11 protein-coding genes and 2 pseudogenes are annotated in these 17,010 nt (G+C 52.8%); 12 read left to right on the forward strand and 1 reads right to left on the reverse strand.

Going from position 1 to position 17,010, the window contains the following annotated elements; genetic code table 11:
* The first annotated feature begins 34 nt into the window (after positions 1-34).
* The 8 genes and pseudogenes from rplK to rpoC all read left to right on the forward strand — a co-directional run bounded on the left by rplK (position 35) and on the right by rpoC (position 12,634).
* Positions 35-460, forward strand: a complete 426-nt coding sequence (gene rplK / locus FAP39_RS03410) for a 50S ribosomal protein L11 (protein WP_138014973.1) — start codon at positions 35-37, stop codon at positions 458-460.
* On the forward strand, positions 460-1,158 hold the full coding sequence (gene rplA, locus FAP39_RS03415) for a 50S ribosomal protein L1 (protein WP_138014974.1): 699 nt from the start codon (positions 460-462) through the stop codon (positions 1,156-1,158). The genes rplK and rplA overlap by 1 nt, the downstream gene beginning before the upstream one ends.
* A 112-nt stretch (positions 1,159-1,270) precedes the next feature.
* Positions 1,271-1,975, forward strand: coding sequence for a class I SAM-dependent methyltransferase (locus FAP39_RS03420; protein ID WP_138014975.1), 705 nt, complete (start codon positions 1,271-1,273; stop codon positions 1,973-1,975).
* Positions 1,972-2,709 (forward strand): DUF616 domain-containing protein, encoded by a 738-nt coding sequence (locus tag FAP39_RS03425; RefSeq protein ID WP_138014976.1) that lies wholly within the window; start codon positions 1,972-1,974, stop codon positions 2,707-2,709. Before FAP39_RS03420 ends, FAP39_RS03425 begins: the two co-directional genes overlap by 4 nt.
* A gap of 283 nt (positions 2,710-2,992) precedes the next feature.
* Positions 2,993-3,511, forward strand: a complete 519-nt coding sequence (rplJ, locus tag FAP39_RS03430) for a 50S ribosomal protein L10 (protein WP_138014977.1) — start codon at positions 2,993-2,995, stop codon at positions 3,509-3,511.
* A 71-nt stretch (positions 3,512-3,582) separates the two neighbouring features.
* The gene (gene rplL, locus FAP39_RS03435; RefSeq protein ID WP_138014978.1) at positions 3,583-3,960 is read left to right on the forward strand and encodes a 50S ribosomal protein L7/L12; all 378 of its coding nucleotides are present in this window, start codon (positions 3,583-3,585) and stop codon (positions 3,958-3,960) included.
* A 241-nt stretch (positions 3,961-4,201) separates the two neighbouring features.
* A pseudogene (gene rpoB, locus FAP39_RS03440) lies at positions 4,202-8,340 on the forward strand (DNA-directed RNA polymerase subunit beta).
* Positions 8,341-8,392: 52 nt separating this feature from the next.
* Positions 8,393-12,634: a DNA-directed RNA polymerase subunit beta' gene (gene rpoC, locus FAP39_RS03445; RefSeq protein ID WP_138014979.1), complete on the forward strand. Its 4,242-nt coding sequence runs from the start codon at positions 8,393-8,395 to the stop codon at positions 12,632-12,634.
* A 108-nt stretch (positions 12,635-12,742) separates the two neighbouring features.
* On the opposite strand, the gene FAP39_RS03450 is transcribed toward rpoC, so the two are convergent.
* Complete coding sequence (locus FAP39_RS03450; protein WP_342777174.1) at positions 12,743-13,690, reverse strand: putative rhamnosyl transferase; 948 nt, start codon at positions 13,688-13,690, stop codon at positions 12,743-12,745.
* A gap of 205 nt (positions 13,691-13,895) precedes the next feature.
* On the opposite strand from FAP39_RS03450, the gene rpsL reads away from it, so the two are divergent.
* The 4 genes and pseudogenes from rpsL to FAP39_RS17650 all read left to right on the forward strand — a co-directional run.
* Positions 13,896-14,267, forward strand: coding sequence for a 30S ribosomal protein S12 (gene rpsL, locus FAP39_RS03455; protein WP_009828243.1), 372 nt, complete (start codon positions 13,896-13,898; stop codon positions 14,265-14,267).
* Between the two features lie 12 nt (positions 14,268-14,279).
* Positions 14,280-14,750, forward strand: coding sequence for a 30S ribosomal protein S7 (gene rpsG, locus FAP39_RS03460; protein ID WP_138014980.1), 471 nt, complete (start codon positions 14,280-14,282; stop codon positions 14,748-14,750).
* Between the two features lie 21 nt (positions 14,751-14,771).
* Entirely contained in the window at positions 14,772-16,889 is a 2,118-nt protein-coding gene (fusA, locus tag FAP39_RS03465; RefSeq protein ID WP_138014981.1) for an elongation factor G, read from the forward strand.
* Positions 16,890-16,943: 54 nt separating this feature from the next.
* Positions 16,944-17,010 (forward strand): annotated as a pseudogene (locus tag FAP39_RS17650) (GTP-binding protein); the annotation flags it as partial.

Here is a 17,010-nt window from a genome sequence, read left to right on the forward strand (position 1 = left end):
CGTCCCAAGGGTGTTGGAAAGAAGGAGAGGCCTCATGGCCAAGAAGCTCGCAGGCACTATGAAGCTGCAAGTTAAAGCCGGTCAAGCTAACCCATCCCCGCCGGTAGGTCCGGCGCTGGGTCAGCGCGGCATTAACATCATGGAATTCTGTAAAGCGTTTAACGCAAAAACACAGGATCTTGAGCCCGGTGCACCGTGCCCAACCGTGATCACATATTATCAGGACAAGTCCTTCACCATGGACATCAAGACGCCACCTGCGTCTTACTTCCTGAAAAAGGCCGCGAAACTGAACTCTGGCGCTAAATTGCCCGGTCGCGAGACCGTGGGTTCGGTGACCTCTAAGCAGGTAAAAGAAATCGCGGAAGCGAAAATGAAAGACCTGAACGCGAACGACATCGATGCTGCTATGCAGATCATCCTTGGCTCGGCGCGCTCGATGGGCATCGAGGTGAAGTAATGGCAAAGCTTGGTAAACGTACAACTGCCGCACGCGAAGCATTCGCTGGCAAAGTTGATCTGACAGTTGAAGAAGCTGTTGCTCTGGTCAAAGGCAATGCCAACGCGAAATTCGACGAAACTGTCGAAATCGCTGTATGTTTGGGTGTTGACCCTCGTCACGCGGACCAAATGGTACGTGGCGTGGTTGGCCTGCCAAACGGCACAGGTAAAAACGTGCGCGTCGCAGTTTTTGCTCGTGGCCCGAAAGCTGAAGAAGCTCAGGCTGCTGGTGCAGACATCGTTGGTGCAGAAGACCTGATGGAAATCGTTCAGGGCGGCAAGATCGACTTTGATCGTTGCATCGCGACACCTGACATGATGCCAGTTGTTGGTCGTCTCGGCAAAGTGCTTGGTCCACGTAACCTGATGCCGAACCCAAAAGTCGGCACAGTGACCATGGACGTCAAAGCGGCTGTTGAAGCGGCTAAGGGCGGCGAAGTTCAGTTCAAAGTTGAAAAAGCTGGTGTTGTACACGCCGGTGTTGGCAAAGCCTCGTTTGGCGAAGCTCAGCTGGTTGAAAACGTCCGTGCCTTTATGGGTGCTGTTGTTAAAGCACGCCCAGCAGGCGCCAAAGGCGCATACGTCAAGAAAGTTGCTCTGAGCTCCACTATGGGCCCAGGCGTGACAATCAGCGTAGACAACGCCGCAGCTGAGTAAGCTGTTTTTCACCTGCAAAAATTTTAAGACGACGGCCGAAAGGTCGTCGTTTTTTTTGTTTGGCTAACTGCACGCAACTGTTAAACCTTACGCACAGGCGTAAAGGTGAATTATGAAAAAAATCAGAGGCGCACGTCGCGCATTTCAGCAGTTGGTATCCGAGAACTTTTCAGATGTGGTCGTGGAAACGGACGGCGACCAGAGTCTATTGAAGTATGAAGTTGATGGTGAGTTTGACTATGAACTTTACAAGGAAACCCAGACTCTTGGGAATAAAATGAAACTTGGGAATCAATGGGCGCCCGAGGATCACATCCGAATTCTGTCGGAATATATGGGGCAAACTGGGAATACGCCCAAGCGCGGGATTTGTCATGGCACGCGACAGGGCAACGAGCAGGTTTGGTTCCGGCGTCATATCCCTGGCGATGCAGATGTGATTGGAACCGAGATTTCCGATACAGCGACAGAGTTTCCGCATACCATTCAGTGGGATTTTCACGATCAAAATGATGCGTGGATTGGTCAAATGGACTTTGTGTATTCAAACAGCTGGGACCACGCCTTTGACCCAAAGAAAGCGCTTAAGAACTGGGCTGAATGCTTGACGCCTGGCGGTGTTTTGTTGCTCGATCATGGTTGGAACTATGAAGTTGACCGTGTGACGGCGCTCGACCCGTTTGGGATCTCTGAGAAGGGGTTGGTCGATATGTTGAACGAAGAGTGTGCGCAGTACGGTAAGGTTGAGGGCGTCATTGATGGCGGAAAACACAAGAACCTGCCTATTCGCACCGTGATCTTTCGGGCGCACGCATGACCGACGCATCGGTGGCTTTGTCACCCGAGCGTGGGATCGTCGTGTACTCCTGCTATTTTGGCAAATACGAGCCGCTCAACTTGACCTCTATGGGGGACGGCGAGGGATATGATCGTGTTATATTCACGGACGATCCTGATCTCGTCTATCCTGGGGTCAAAGTTGTCACTCTGGAAGAGCCAGCCTTGGACGCGCTGTATCTGTCACGAAAGCCAAAGTTGAAGCCGCACTTGTATTTCCAAGAATACGAGTGGGCCATCTATGTCGATAACCGTGCGAACCTTACGACGTCACCGTCGCAGATCATCGCCGAGATTGTTGATAGCCAAGGTGGAGATGCGCCGAGTGGTCGATATCTGTTCAAGCATCCGGACCGAAATTGCGTGTATCGCGAATCTAAGGTGTGTCGCCGGATGGGGTCCATCTCGGAAGAAGAGTTTGATCGCCTGAACCAGTGTTTTGCCCGAATTGGCATTCCAAAAGGGGCTGGGTTGTTCGTGAATACTATGATGGTTCAAAAAATGGGGAGTGCGCATGCGGACCTCTTGAACGATCGCTGGTACGAGGCGTTCTTGCATTATTGCAAACGCGATCAGGTGACCTTGGGTATGTTGGCGTGGCTTCATCCCGAGGGAACACGGGTGTTGCCCATGCAGAGCATCACGTTCATGGACTGGCCTGTGTTCTCGTTCAAAGACAGGCGTCGGTTTCGCCGGCACGGCACGGTTTCCTAGGGGGAATTCGTCTGGCATAATTTGTGCTTGGAAAACCCGAAAAAACCCCCTAGATACAGCTTTGCAACCAGCGTGCGATTCGTCGTGCGCTGTTTGCGTTTCGTCCAAGATGGTGGGTGGCCTCGCAAGGGGTCTTAATTTCCTGCCTGAGACGGGAGAATACAAGATTGACCGAGGCCTTACCTCGGGCGAATTTGGCTCCTTCCCGTAAATACGGACCCGAACGCTGGACGTTGTCCAGCAAACATGAGCCGGGGGTTTCCCCCAAATTTGGAGTAATACTGTGGATAGAGCCCAGAAAGAGAAATTGGTCGACGAACTCGGCCAGATCTTCGAAAGCTCTGGCGTCGTAGTGGTTGCACACTACGCGGGCCTCACAGTTGCTGACATGCAGGACCTTCGTGCGCGCGCAAGCGAAGCGGGTGGTGCTGTACGTGTTGCCAAAAACAGGCTCGCCAAAATCGCTCTAGAAGGTAAAGCTTGCGAAAGCATCGCTGACTACCTCTCGGGTATGACCGTTCTAACCTATTCTGAGGACCCTGTGGCAGCAGCCAAGGTCGCCGAAGACTTCGCCAAAGAGAACAAAAAGTTCGAAATCCTTGGCGGTGCAATGGGTGAGAATGCTCTTGATCGTGCTGGCGTTACAGCCGTGTCGAAAATGCCTTCTCGCGAGGAGCTTATCGCTTCTATCGCGGGCTGCATTGGCGCACCTGCTGCAAACATCGCTGGCGCAATTGGCGCACCTGCAAGCAACATCGCTGGCATTCTGTCGACCATCGAGGATCGTGCAGAAGCTGCGTAAGCAACTTGAGAACCGCGTGTGGGTGAATGCCCGACGTTGGAACACATATATATAAACGGAAAGAGTCTAAAATGGCTGATCTGAAAGCACTCGCCGAAAGCATCGTAGGTCTGACCCTGCTGGAAGCACAAGAACTGAAAACCATCCTCAAAGACGAGTATGGCATCGAGCCAGCAGCCGGTGGCGCTGTTATGGTTGCGGGCGGCGGCGACGCTGGCGGCGCAGCTGCAGAAGAGCAAACTGAATTTGACGTCATCTTGAAATCGGCCGGCGCGTCGAAAATCAACGTGATCAAAGAAGTTCGCGCTTTGACTGGTCTGGGTCTGAAAGAAGCCAAGGAATTGGTTGAAGCAGGCGGCAAAGCTGTCAAAGAACAAGTTTCTGCTGACGAAGCTGCAGACGTCAAAGCCAAGCTGGAAGCAGCTGGCGCTGAAGTCGAAGTTAAGTAATCGTCGCCGGGGTTCCCCCGGAGTTGATTTTAGGCTGGATGCGGAGTTTCCGTGTCCAGCCGAACCTGTCTCAGAGAGCCCCTTTTTAGCAAGGGGGTTTTCTAAGACCAGGTTCAATGATCGGGAGGCTTCCTTTGGGACGGAAGCCATGAATTGATCGAATTTGTGTCGTCTCGTATGGGCGTGATGCTGGGGCCCGACAGCATGCGCGTCCGGTGAGAATTGAAAGGTGATATCGACCATGGCTCAGTCCTTCCTAGGCCAGAAACGTTTGCGCAAGTACTACGGTAAAATCCGCGAAGTACTGGAAATGCCAAACCTTATTGAGGTGCAGAAAGCATCTTACGACCTGTTCTTGCGGTCGGGCGACGAGCCCATTCCAATGGACGGCGAAGGTATCAAAGGCGTATTCCAGTCTGTGTTCCCGATCAAAGATTTCAACGAAACCAGTGTTCTGGAATTCGTGAACTATGATCTCGAAAAGCCGAAGTATGATGTTGAAGAATGCATGCAACGCGACATGACTTACTCGGCACCGCTTAAGGTGACGCTGCGTCTTATCGTGTTTGATGTGGACGAAGATACAGGCGCTAAATCTGTCAAAGACATCAAAGAACAAGACGTGTTCATGGGGGATATGCCTCTGATGACACCGAATGGTACATTTGTTGTGAATGGCACCGAGCGCGTGATTGTGTCCCAGATGCACCGGTCACCTGGTGTGTTCTTCGATCACGACAAAGGCAAAACACACAGCTCGGGCAAGTTGTTGTTTGCTTGCCGTATTATTCCGTATCGCGGTAGCTGGCTTGACTTCGAGTTTGACGCAAAAGACATCGTCTTTGCGCGTATCGACCGTCGCCGCAAACTGCCTGTGACCACATTGCTATACGCTCTGGGTCTGGACCAAGAAGCGATTATGGACGCGTATTATGATACCGTCGACTTCAAGTTGCAGAAGAACAAAGGTTGGGTCACCAAGTTCTTCCCGCAGCGTGCACGTGGAACGCGTCCTACCTATGATCTGGTGGATGCGAAAACGGGCGAAGTGATCGCGGAAGCTGGCAAAAAAGTTACGCCTCGCGCCGTCAAAAAACTGATCGATGAAGGTGAAGTCACCGATCTTTTGGTTCCGTTCGAGCATATCGTTGGCAAATTTGTTGCCAAAGACATGATCAATGAAGAAACCGGTGCGATCTATGTCGAAGCCGGTGACGAACTGACACTGGAATACGACAAAGACGGTGATTTGATCGGTGGTACAATCAAGGAATTGATTGATGCTGGCGTGACAGATATTCCCGTTCTGGACATCGACAACATCAATGTCGGTCCTTACATGCGCAACACCATGGCGATGGACAAAAACATGGGCCGCGATACAGCGCTCATGGATATCTATCGTGTGATGCGCCCCGGCGAGCCGCCCACCGTTGATGCCGCATCCGCGTTGTTTGACACATTGTTCTTTGACAGCGAGCGGTACGACCTGTCGGCCGTTGGTCGTGTGAAAATGAACATGCGTCTGGCTCTGGATGCCGAAGACACACAGCGGACGTTGCGCAAAGAAGACATCGTATCCTGTATCAAAGCGCTGGTTATGCTGCGTGATGGTAAAGGCGATATCGACGACATCGACCACCTTGGTAACCGTCGTGTGCGTTCTGTTGGCGAACTGATGGAAAACCAATACCGTGTTGGTCTGCTCCGCATGGAGCGCGCGATCAAAGAGCGTATGTCCTCTGTCGAAATCGACACTGTCATGCCTCAGGATTTGATCAACGCCAAACCAGCCGCTGCGGCGGTACGTGAATTCTTTGGCTCTTCGCAGCTGTCGCAGTTCATGGACCAAACCAACCCGCTGTCAGAAGTCACCCACAAACGCCGTCTTTCGGCGCTTGGGCCAGGTGGTCTGACTCGCGAACGTGCTGGCTTTGAGGTGCGCGACGTACACCCGACCCACTATGGTCGGATGTGCCCGATTGAAACGCCTGAAGGTCCAAACATTGGTCTAATCAACTCGCTGGCAACCTTTGCACGTGTGAACAAATATGGCTTTATCGAAACACCTTATCGCGTTGTCAAAGACGCCAAGGTGACGGACGAAGTCCACTATATGTCGGCGACTGAAGAAATGCGCCACACAGTGGCTCAGGCCAACGCGCATTTGGATGCAGACGGCAAGTTCGAGAACGATCTGGTGTCGACACGTCAGTCCGGGGATTACACCTTGGCGGCGCGTGAAAGCGTTGATCTGATCGACGTATCACCCAAACAGTTGGTCTCGGTTGCGGCATCATTGATCCCGTTCCTTGAGAATGACGATGCTAACCGTGCCTTGATGGGCTCGAACATGATGCGTCAGGCGGTTCCGCTGTTGCGTGCTGAAACGCCTCTGGTTGGTACCGGTATTGAAGAAATCGTTGCCCGCGACTCTGGTGCGGCGATCATGGCGAACCGCGCGGGTGTCATCGACCAAGTCGACGCACAGCGTATCGTTATTCGTGCCACAGAAGATTTGGCACTGGGCGATGCGGGCGTTGATATCTATCGTATGCGCAAGTTCCAGCGGTCGAACCAAAACACCTGCATCAACCAGCGTCCGCTGGTAAAGGTTGGCGATTTGGTCACCAAAGGCGAAGTTATTGCCGATGGTCCTTCGACTGACATTGGTGAGCTGGCGCTGGGTAAAAACGTGGTCGTCGCGTTTATGCCTTGGAACGGCTACAACTACGAAGACTCGATTTTGATCTCTGAGCGCATTGCGCGTGATGACGTATTTACGTCGATCCACATCGAAGAATTCGAAGTTGCCGCGCGTGACACGAAACTGGGTCCAGAAGAAATTACCCGCGATATTCCAAACGTCGGTGAAGAAGCACTGCGCAACCTCGACGAGGCTGGCATCGTGTACATCGGTGCAGACGTTGAGCCGGGCGATATTTTGGTTGGTAAGATCACCCCAAAGGTGAATCGCCGATGACCCCAGAAGAAAAGCTGCTGCGCGCCATCTTTGGTGAAAAAGCATCTGACGTACGGGATACTTCCCTGCGCGTGAAGCCGGGTGATTTCGGAACGATCGTTGAAGTGCGTGTCTTTAACCGCCATGGCGTGGAAAAAGACGAACGTGCGCTTCAAATCGAGCGTGAAGAAGTCGAACGTCTGGCACGTGACCGTGATGATGAAATGGCGATTTTGGATCGTAACATCTATGCGCGTTTGCGTGGCGTGGTTGCGGGGAAAACTGCGGTCAAGGGCCCTAAAGGCGTGAAGCCGAATGCGCCTATCACAGACGAACTGCTGGATGTTGTTTTGACACGTGGCCAATGGTGGCAGCTTGCTCTCGAAGACGAGAAAGACGCGCAAATCGTTGAAGCTCTGAACGAGCAATACGAAATTCAAAAGCGTGCTCTTGATCACCGCTTTGAGGACAAAGTCGAAAAAGTCCGTCGTGGCGACGATCTGCCTCCGGGTGTGATGAAGATGGTCAAAGTCTTTATCGCTGTGAAGCGTAAGCTTCAGCCAGGTGATAAAATGGCCGGTCGTCACGGGAACAAAGGTGTTATTTCCAAGGTTGTACCGATGGAAGACATGCCGTTCCTTGCCGATGGTACGCCAGTTGACTTCTGTTTGAACCCACTTGGTGTTCCGTCGCGTATGAACGTTGGTCAGATTTTGGAAACACATATGGGTTGGGCCGCACGTGGTCTGGGTCTGAATGTGGACGAAGCTCTGCAAGAGTACCGTCGTTCTGGTGATCTGACGCCTGTTCGCGAAGCGATGCACTTGGCCTATGGCGATGATGTCTATGAAGAAGGCATTGCCGGCATGGACGAAGCAAAGCTTGTCGAAGCTGCGGGCAACGTGACCAGCGGTGTTCCAATTGCAACGCCAGTCTTTGACGGTGCGAAAGAAGCAGACGTCAATGACGCGCTGACACGCGCCGGATTTGATACGTCAGGTCAGTCGGTTCTGTTTGACGGTCGTACCGGTGAACAGTTCAGCCGCAAAGTTACAGTCGGTATGAAGTACTTGCTGAAACTGCATCACCTTGTGGATGACAAAATCCACGCGCGTTCGACAGGTCCGTACTCGCTTGTGACTCAGCAACCGCTGGGTGGTAAAGCACAGTTCGGTGGCCAGCGCTTTGGTGAGATGGAAGTCTGGGCACTGGAAGCATATGGCGCGGCATACACGCTGCAAGAAATGCTGACAGTGAAATCGGATGACGTGGCTGGACGGACGAAAGTCTATGAAAGCATCGTCAAAGGCGAGGACAACTTCGAAGCCGGCGTACCGGAATCGTTTAACGTTCTTGTCAAAGAAGTCCGTGGCCTCGGCCTGAACATGGAACTCCTGGATGCGGAGGTTGAGGAATAAGGGCGCAACGCCCTATTCCCACCCCCCTTCCGCGCCAATTTGAGGATTCAAAATGAACCAGGAAATTACAAACAACCCGTTCAACCCGGTTGCTCCGATCAAAACCTTTGACGAGATCAAAGTCTCTCTGGCATCGCCAGAGCGGATTTTGTCATGGTCGTATGGTGAGATCAAAAAACCAGAAACCATCAACTATCGGACGTTCAAGCCCGAGCGCGATGGTCTGTTTTGCGCACGTATCTTTGGCCCAATCAAAGACTATGAATGTCTGTGCGGCAAATATAAGCGCATGAAATATCGCGGCGTTGTCTGCGAAAAATGTGGTGTTGAAGTTACGCTTCAAAAGGTCCGCCGCGAGCGTATGGGCCACATCGAGCTGGCAGCACCTGTCGCACACATCTGGTTCCTGAAATCGCTTCCGTCGCGTATCGGCCTGATGCTGGACATGACATTGCGTGATCTGGAACGTGTTCTGTATTTCGAAAACTATGTTGTGATCGAACCCGGTCTGACCGATCTGACCTATGGTCAGATGATGACCGAGGAAGAATACATGGACGCTCAAGATGCGTTTGGCATGGATGCATTCACCGCCAATATTGGTGCTGAAGCGATCCGCGAAATGCTGGCCGCGATTGATCTTGAAGCCGAAGCAGAACAGCTGCGTGCTGATCTGGCCGAAGCCACGGGTGAACTGAAGCCCAAGAAGATCATCAAGCGTTTGAAGGTTGTGGAATCGTTCCTCGAGTCGGGTAACCGCCCCGAGTGGATGGTGCTGACCGTTATTCCTGTGATCCCGCCAGAACTGCGCCCGCTGGTGCCGCTGGATGGTGGTCGTTTCGCGACGTCGGATCTGAACGATCTGTATCGCCGTGTGATCAACCGGAATAACCGTCTCAAGCGTCTGATCGAATTGCGTGCTCCTGACATCATCGTTCGGAACGAAAAGCGGATGTTGCAGGAATCTGTGGATGCATTGTTTGACAACGGCCGTCGTGGCCGTGTGATCACTGGCGCCAACAAGCGTCCGTTGAAATCGCTGTCCGACATGCTGAAAGGTAAGCAAGGCCGCTTCCGTCAGAACCTTTTGGGTAAGCGCGTCGACTTCTCGGGACGTTCGGTCATTGTGACCGGTCCCGAATTGAAGCTGCACCAGTGTGGTTTGCCGAAAAAGATGGCGCTCGAGCTGTTCAAGCCGTTCATCTATTCACGTCTGGAAGCCAAAGGTCTGTCTTCTACGGTGAAGCAAGCCAAAAAATTGGTTGAAAAAGAGCGTCCCGAAGTTTGGGATATCTTGGACGAGGTGATCCGCGAACACCCAGTCATGCTGAACCGTGCGCCGACGTTGCACCGTTTGGGCATTCAGGCGTTCGAACCCACCTTGATCGAAGGTAAGGCAATTCAGCTTCACCCGCTGGTTTGTTCGGCCTTTAACGCCGACTTTGATGGCGACCAAATGGCTGTGCACGTTCCTCTGAGCCTTGAGGCCCAGTTGGAAGCGCGCGTTCTGATGATGTCGACCAACAACGTTCTGTCGCCGGCCAACGGCGCACCAATCATTGTTCCTTCGCAGGACATGATTTTGGGTCTGTACTATACGACCATTGAACGTGAAGGCATGAAGGGTGAAGGCATGGTCTTCTCCTCGATCGAAGAAGTGCAATACGCGCTGGATTCTGGATTGTGCCATTTGCACGCCAAGATCACGGCCCGCATTCCTCAGATCGATGAAGAAGGCAACGAGGTCTTCATTCGTGTCGAAACCACGCCGGGTCGTGTGCGTTTGGGATCTTTGCTGCCGCAAAATGCCAAGGCACCTTTTGAGCTGGTGAACAGACTTCTACGTAAGAAAGAAGTTCAGCAAATCATTGACACCGTCTATCGCTACTGTGGTCAGAAAGAGTCTGTGATCTTCTGTGACCAGATCATGACCATGGGTTTCCGTGAAGCGTTCAAGGCGGGCATTTCGTTCGGCAAGGACGATATGGTTGTGCCTGATACAAAATGGCCGATCGTTGACGAAACGCGCGGCTTGGTGAAAGACTTTGAACAACAGTACATGGACGGCCTGATTACTCAGGGTGAAAAGTACAACAAAGTTGTAGATGCATGGTCAAAGTGTAACGACAAAGTCACCGATGCGATGATGAACACCATTTCGGATGTTGCTCGTGACGATAACGGTGCTGAATCAGAGCCGAACTCGGTTTACATGATGGCCCACTCTGGTGCGCGTGGCTCGGTCACTCAGATGAAACAGCTTGGCGGTATGCGTGGTCTGATGGCCAAACCGAACGGCGACATCATCGAGACACCGATTATCTCGAACTTTAAGGAAGGTCTGACCGTTCTCGAGTACTTCAACTCGACCCACGGTGCCCGTAAGGGTCTTTCGGATACAGCTTTGAAGACAGCGAACTCGGGGTATCTGACACGTCGTCTTGTGGACGTTGCACAAGATTGCATCGTGCGCATGAAAGATTGTGGAACCGAAAATGCGATCACCGCAGAAGCGGCCGTGAATGATGGTGAAGTTGTTGCAACTTTGGCTGAACGCGTGCTGGGTCGTGTGGCGGCAGATGACGTTCTGCGTCCGGGTACGGATGAGATCATCGTTGCGCAAGGCACATTGATTGACGAACGTATGGCCGATGCAATCGGCGACGCGGGCGTGCCTTCAATGCGCATCCGGTCACCTTTGACATGTGACGCAGAAGAAGGTGTCTGTACGCAATGTTACGGTCGTGACCTTGCACGTGGTACAGTCGTCAATATCGGCGAAGCCGTTGGTATTATTGCTGCACAGTCGATCGGTGAGCCGGGCACACAGCTGACAATGCGGACGTTCCACATTGGTGGCGTTGCACAAGGTGGCCAACAGTCGTTCCAAGAAGCTTCGCAAGAAGGCAAAATCGTGTTTGAAAACCCACAGACTTTGGAGAACGCCAATGGCGAAACCATGGTCATGGGCCGGAACATGAAAATGACCATTCTGGACGAAAATGGTGAAGAGCGTACCAGCCACAAGTTGGGCTACGGGTCCAAACTGTTTGTCAAAGAAGGGCAAATGATCGCCCGTGGCGACAAGCTGTTTGAATGGGATCCTTACACTCTGCCTATTCTTGCAGAAAAAGCGGGTACTGCGAAATACGTGGATCTGGTCAGCGGTATCGCCGTACGCGACGAAACCGATGATGCAACAGGTATGACCCAGAAAATCGTGATCGACTGGCGCGCTGCTCCTAAAGGCAACGAACTTAAGCCCGAGATCATTCTGGTCGATGCCGACGGCGAGCCAGTGCGCAATGATGCTGGCAACCCAGTGCATTACCCAATGTCTGTGGATGCGATCCTTTCGGTTGAAGAAGGCCAAGAGATCAAAGCCGGTGACATTATCGCACGTATCCCGCGCGAAGGCACAAAGACCAAAGACATTACCGGTGGTTTGCCACGGGTTGCGGAACTCTTTGAGGCACGTCGCCCTAAAGATCACGCGATCATTGCGGAAATCGATGGCTATGTCCGGTATGGTCGCGACTATAAGAACAAGCGTCGTATCTCGATCGAACCAGCTGACGAGAGCATGGAAGCTGTCGAATATATGGTACCTAAGGGGAAGCACATTCCTGTTCAGGAAGGTGATTTTGTCCAGAAGGGTGACTATATCATGGACGGTAACCCGGCACCGCACGACATCCTCGCGATTATGGGTGTTGAAGCGTTGGCGGACTACATGATCGACGAAGTTCAGGACGTTTATCGTCTGCAAGGCGTGAAGATCAACGATAAGCATATCGAAGTGATCGTGCGTCAGATGCTGCAGAAATGGGAAATCCAAGACTCTGGCGAGACGACATTGCTCAAAGGCGAGCATGTGGACAAACAAGAGTTCGATCAAGCCAATGAAAAGGCTTTGAAAGAAGGTCGTCGTCCCGCACAGGGCGAGCCGATCCTCTTGGGGATCACCAAAGCATCGCTGCAAACGCGCTCGTTCATCTCGGCCGCATCGTTCCAGGAAACCACCCGCGTTCTGACCGAAGCGTCAGTTCAGGGCAAAAAGGACAAACTGGTCGGTCTGAAAGAGAACGTCATTGTAGGTCGTTTGATCCCAGCGGGCACTGGCGGGGCCACACAACGTGTGCGCCGCATCGCCAATGACCGTGACAATGTTGTTCTTGAAGCGCGCCGTGAAGAGGCCGAAGCCGCGGCAGCCTTGGCTGCTCCGACGGAAGAGTTCTCCGCGGATAGCGTGTTCGACTCAGGATTGGTGGACACACCCGAGAGCCGCGACTAAGCTCTAAGCTCAGAAAGAACGAACAAAGCCCTCAGCGTTTGCTGGGGGCTTTGTTGTTTCTGGTGATACCGATACGCGCCCGAATAACAATTAGGGGGGGCTTCGCGGTTAGTCGGAAAACACCCGCCGAACGTGGTCGCTGCAAATATTGTATGTCTGTCGAAAGAGGGCATCCTGTTCGGATGACAGTGACACCAGATCAACCTTTCGCACACGCCCCGTCTGACGAGAGTCGTTAAAATCATTGTGGCCGCGAATGAACATGTCTTCGCCTGTAAAGCTCACGACCGGCATGAAACGCGCCAGTTTGGAGTGTCCGAAATTCATGATCGTGTTTGCCGCCGACGGTTTCGATGACATGGCCAGTCCTGCCGTCCAAAGCGGTTCAACTGTTGGACTGGCGTCGATGCCGGTCTTGGACGGGCGCGCGATCCAACCCTGATTGAAATCAATCGCGACGTGTTTGTTCTTGCGCAAAAGAGGCCTGCAATCTTGTGCGGCCTCGCGCAAGCGTTCGATGAAGGTCACAGATACGGCGTCATCATCATCCATGCGAAATTGAAAACAGGGCAATTTTCGATCGTCGCGCACCGAATTGATCGCCTGTTTCATGACAGCGCGATGCGGACCCGGGGCATGGGCCTGGACCACCGCCTGCGGAATGTCGCGAAGCAAATCCATCAATCTGTCATGGTAAACAGTGGGAAAGTCATCGCCAATCACGACCAAAAAGGTGAAATCACCGTCGGTTTGCGCACGTAAGGGGGGCAGGGTGAACGTTTCAAACGTCGCGAAACGCTCTTCAATGCGATCCCGGGCATAGAGAAAGGCCGACCTGTCACTTGGCGTGTCGTGTTCGACCTGAAATCCACCAAGAGCGGGATACGAAAACCGGCAGAGGCCGATCACCTGCATGTCGCGGCTGTCCATTGTAGTTTTCTCGCCTCGCAAATACAAAATCAGCATGTCATCAAGGCGCGCCAAGGGCAACCGGCAGGTGCTGTTGACAAGCACAGCGACTCCCCATATACGCGCGTCATCCGGCATTGGGATCATACCCTTTCGTCGATATCATTACTGTAGTGGTCAAGACCCAGGCACCTTATTTCGCCTCGGCCCTCTGGTAACCCACCGCGTCGTTCACCTCGGAATGGGAACGATTGCGGTTTTTGCGCTTGCGGAAACGCAAAGTGTGAAAAAATTTAGCGCTTATGGCTACGGCTGTAGGCAGAACGTGTCTAGGAAGCGGGAAAGAGACCCAATGCCAACGATTCAACAGCTGATCCGCAAACCGCGCCAGCCAAAAATTAAGCGTTCGAAGTCGCAACACCTCGAGCAGTGCCCGCAAAAGCGCGGCGTTTGCACACGTGTGTATACAACGACTCCGAAAAAACCGAACTCTGCGATGCGTAAAGTTGCGAAGGTTCGCCTCACCAACGGTTTCGAAGTTATTTCGTACATCCCAGGTGAAAGCCACAACCTGCAAGAGCACTCGGTTGTTCTGATCCGCGGCGGTCGTGTAAAAGACCTTCCGGGTGTCCGTTATCACATCCTGCGTGGTGTGTTGGATACCCAAGGCGTCAAAGATCGTAAACAACGTCGTTCGAAATACGGCGCCAAGCGTCCTAAGTAAGAGGAATAAGCGATGTCTCGTCGTCACGCAGCTGAAAAGCGCGAAATCCTGCCCGACGCCAAATTTGGCGATCGTGTGCTTTCAAAATTCATGAACAACCTGATGATCGACGGTAAAAAGTCGGTTGCAGAGCGCATCGTTTACAACGCATTCGACCGTGTTGAAGACAAAATCAAACGCGCCCCTGTAGAAGTGTTCCACGAAGCCCTCGAAAACATCAAACCTTCTGTTGAGGTTCGGTCGCGTCGTGTGGGTGGTGCTACGTATCAGGTTCCTGTCGAAGTGCGCCCCGAGCGCCGTGAAGCTCTTGCTATCCGTTGGTTGATCACCGCTGCGCGTAAGCGCAACGAGAACACCATGGAAGAGCGCCTTGCTGGTGAGCTTCTTGATGCCGTGAACTCTCGCGGTACCGCGGTTAAGAAACGCGAAGACACTCACAAGATGGCCGAGGCTAACAAAGCCTTCAGCCATTATCGCTGGTAATCCCATAAAGGCATTTGACCAATGGCACGTGACTATACACTGAACCATTACCGTAACTTTGGTATCATGGCGCACATCGATGCAGGTAAAACCACCTGTTCCGAGCGCATCCTGTACTATACCGGCAAATCCCACAACATCGGTGAGGTGCACGATGGTGCAGCCACCATGGACTGGATGGAGCAGGAGCAGGAACGCGGTATCACCATTACTTCGGCAGCGACGACCACTTTCTGGGAACGCACCGAAGATGGCGAAACAGCTGATACACCCAAGCACCGCTTGAACATCATCGACACCCCTGGCCACGTTGACTTCACCATTGAAGTTGAACGTTCGCTTGCGGTTCTCGATGGTGCTGTTTGTGTTCTTGACGCCAACGCTGGTGTTGAGCCCCAAACAGAAACCGTTTGGCGCCAAGCTGACCGCTACAAAGTTCCACGTATGGTTTTTGTCAACAAGATGGACAAAATCGGCGCGGACTTCTTTAACTGCGTTCACATGATCGAAGATCGCACCGGTGCGGTTGCTATTCCGGTTGGTGTTCCAATCGGCGCAGAAACCGAGCTGGAAGGTCTTGTTGATCTTGTGACCATGGAAGAATGGCTGTGGCAGGGTGAAGACCTTGGTGCGTCATGGATCAAAGCACCGATCCGTGAAAGCCTGCAAGACATGGCCAACGAATGGCGTGGCAAGCTTGTTGAAGCGGCTGTCGAAATGGACGACGACGCGATGGAAGCATATCTGGAAGGCGAAGAGCCTGACGTTGCGACCCTGCGTAAACTGCTGCGTAAAGGTACACTGGAAATGGCATTTGTGCCGGTTCTGGGTGGCTCTGCGTTCAAAAACAAAGGTGTTCAGCCTCTGTTGAATGCTGTGATCGACTATCTGCCCAGCCCGCTGGACGTTGTGGATTACATGGGTTTCAAACCTGGTGACGAAGAAGAAGTTCGTGACATCGCACGTCGTGCAGATGATGACATGGCGTTCTCTGGTCTTGCGTTCAAAATCATGAACGACCCCTTTGTTGGCTCGCTGACCTTCACACGTATCTACTCTGGTACGCTGACCAAAGGTGACACACTGCTGAACTCGACCAAAGGTCGTAAAGAGCGTGTTGGCCGGATGATGATGATGCACTCGAACAACCGTGAAGAGATCACGGAAGCGTTCGCGGGCGATATTATTGCTTTGGCTGGTCTGAAAGACACCACAACCGGTGACACGCTTTGCGCCGTTGCTGAACCTGTGGTTCTGGAAACAATGACCTTCCCCGATCCCGTGATCGAGATTGCCGTTGAGCCAAAAACCAAAGCTGACCAAGAGAAAATGTCTCAAGGTTTGGCCCGTTTGGCTGCTGAAGACCCCTCCTTCCGTGTGGAAACTGACCTCGAGAGCGGCCAGACCATCATGAAAGGCATGGGCGAACTTCACCTCGACATTCTGGTGGATCGTCTGAAGCGCGAATTCAAAGTGGAAGCAAACATCGGTGCGCCGCAGGTTGCTTATCGCGAGACCATTGGTCACGAAGTCGAGCACTCTTACACCCACAAGAAACAGTCGGGTGGTTCGGGTCAGTTCGGTGAAGTTAAAATGGTCATTTCGCCGACAGAGCCTGGCGAAGGCTATAGCTTCGAAAGCCGCATCGTTGGTGGATCTATTCCAAAAGAATACATCCCGGGTGTAGAAAAAGGCATCAAATCGGTTATGGACAGCGGCCCTCTGGCTGGCTTCCCCGTGATCGACTTCAAAGTTGCCTTGATCGACGGTAAGTTCCACGATGTTGACTCCAGCGTTCTGGCCTTCGAAATCGCTGCACGTATGTGCATGCGTGAAGGTATGCGTAAAGCTGGCGCCAAAATGCTCGAGCCGATCATGAAAGTCGAAGTGATTACACCAGAAGAATACACTGGTGGCATCATCGGCGATCTGACATCGCGTCGCGGGCAGGTGCAAGGTCAAGACAACCGCGGTAACGCGATTGCCGTAGACTGTTTTGTGCCTCTGGCGAACATGTTTGGCTACATCAACACGCTGCGTTCCATGTCTTCGGGCCGCGCGAACTTCTCGATGCAGTTCGATCACTACGAAGCTGTTCCGCAGAACATCTCGGACGAAATTCAGGCAAAATTTGCCTAAGCGAAATTGGGGAAGCAAAGGTTTGCTTCCCCTCCAGTTATCAAGGAGGCCATCATGGCTAAGGAAAAGTTTGAACGCAGCAAACCGCACTGCAACATCGGTACCATCGGTCACGTTGACC

Origin of the sequence: Shimia litoralis, from assembly GCF_005518135.1 — a bacterium.
GTDB classification, from domain to species: Bacteria; Pseudomonadota; Alphaproteobacteria; order Rhodobacterales; family Rhodobacteraceae; genus Shimia_E; species Shimia_E litoralis.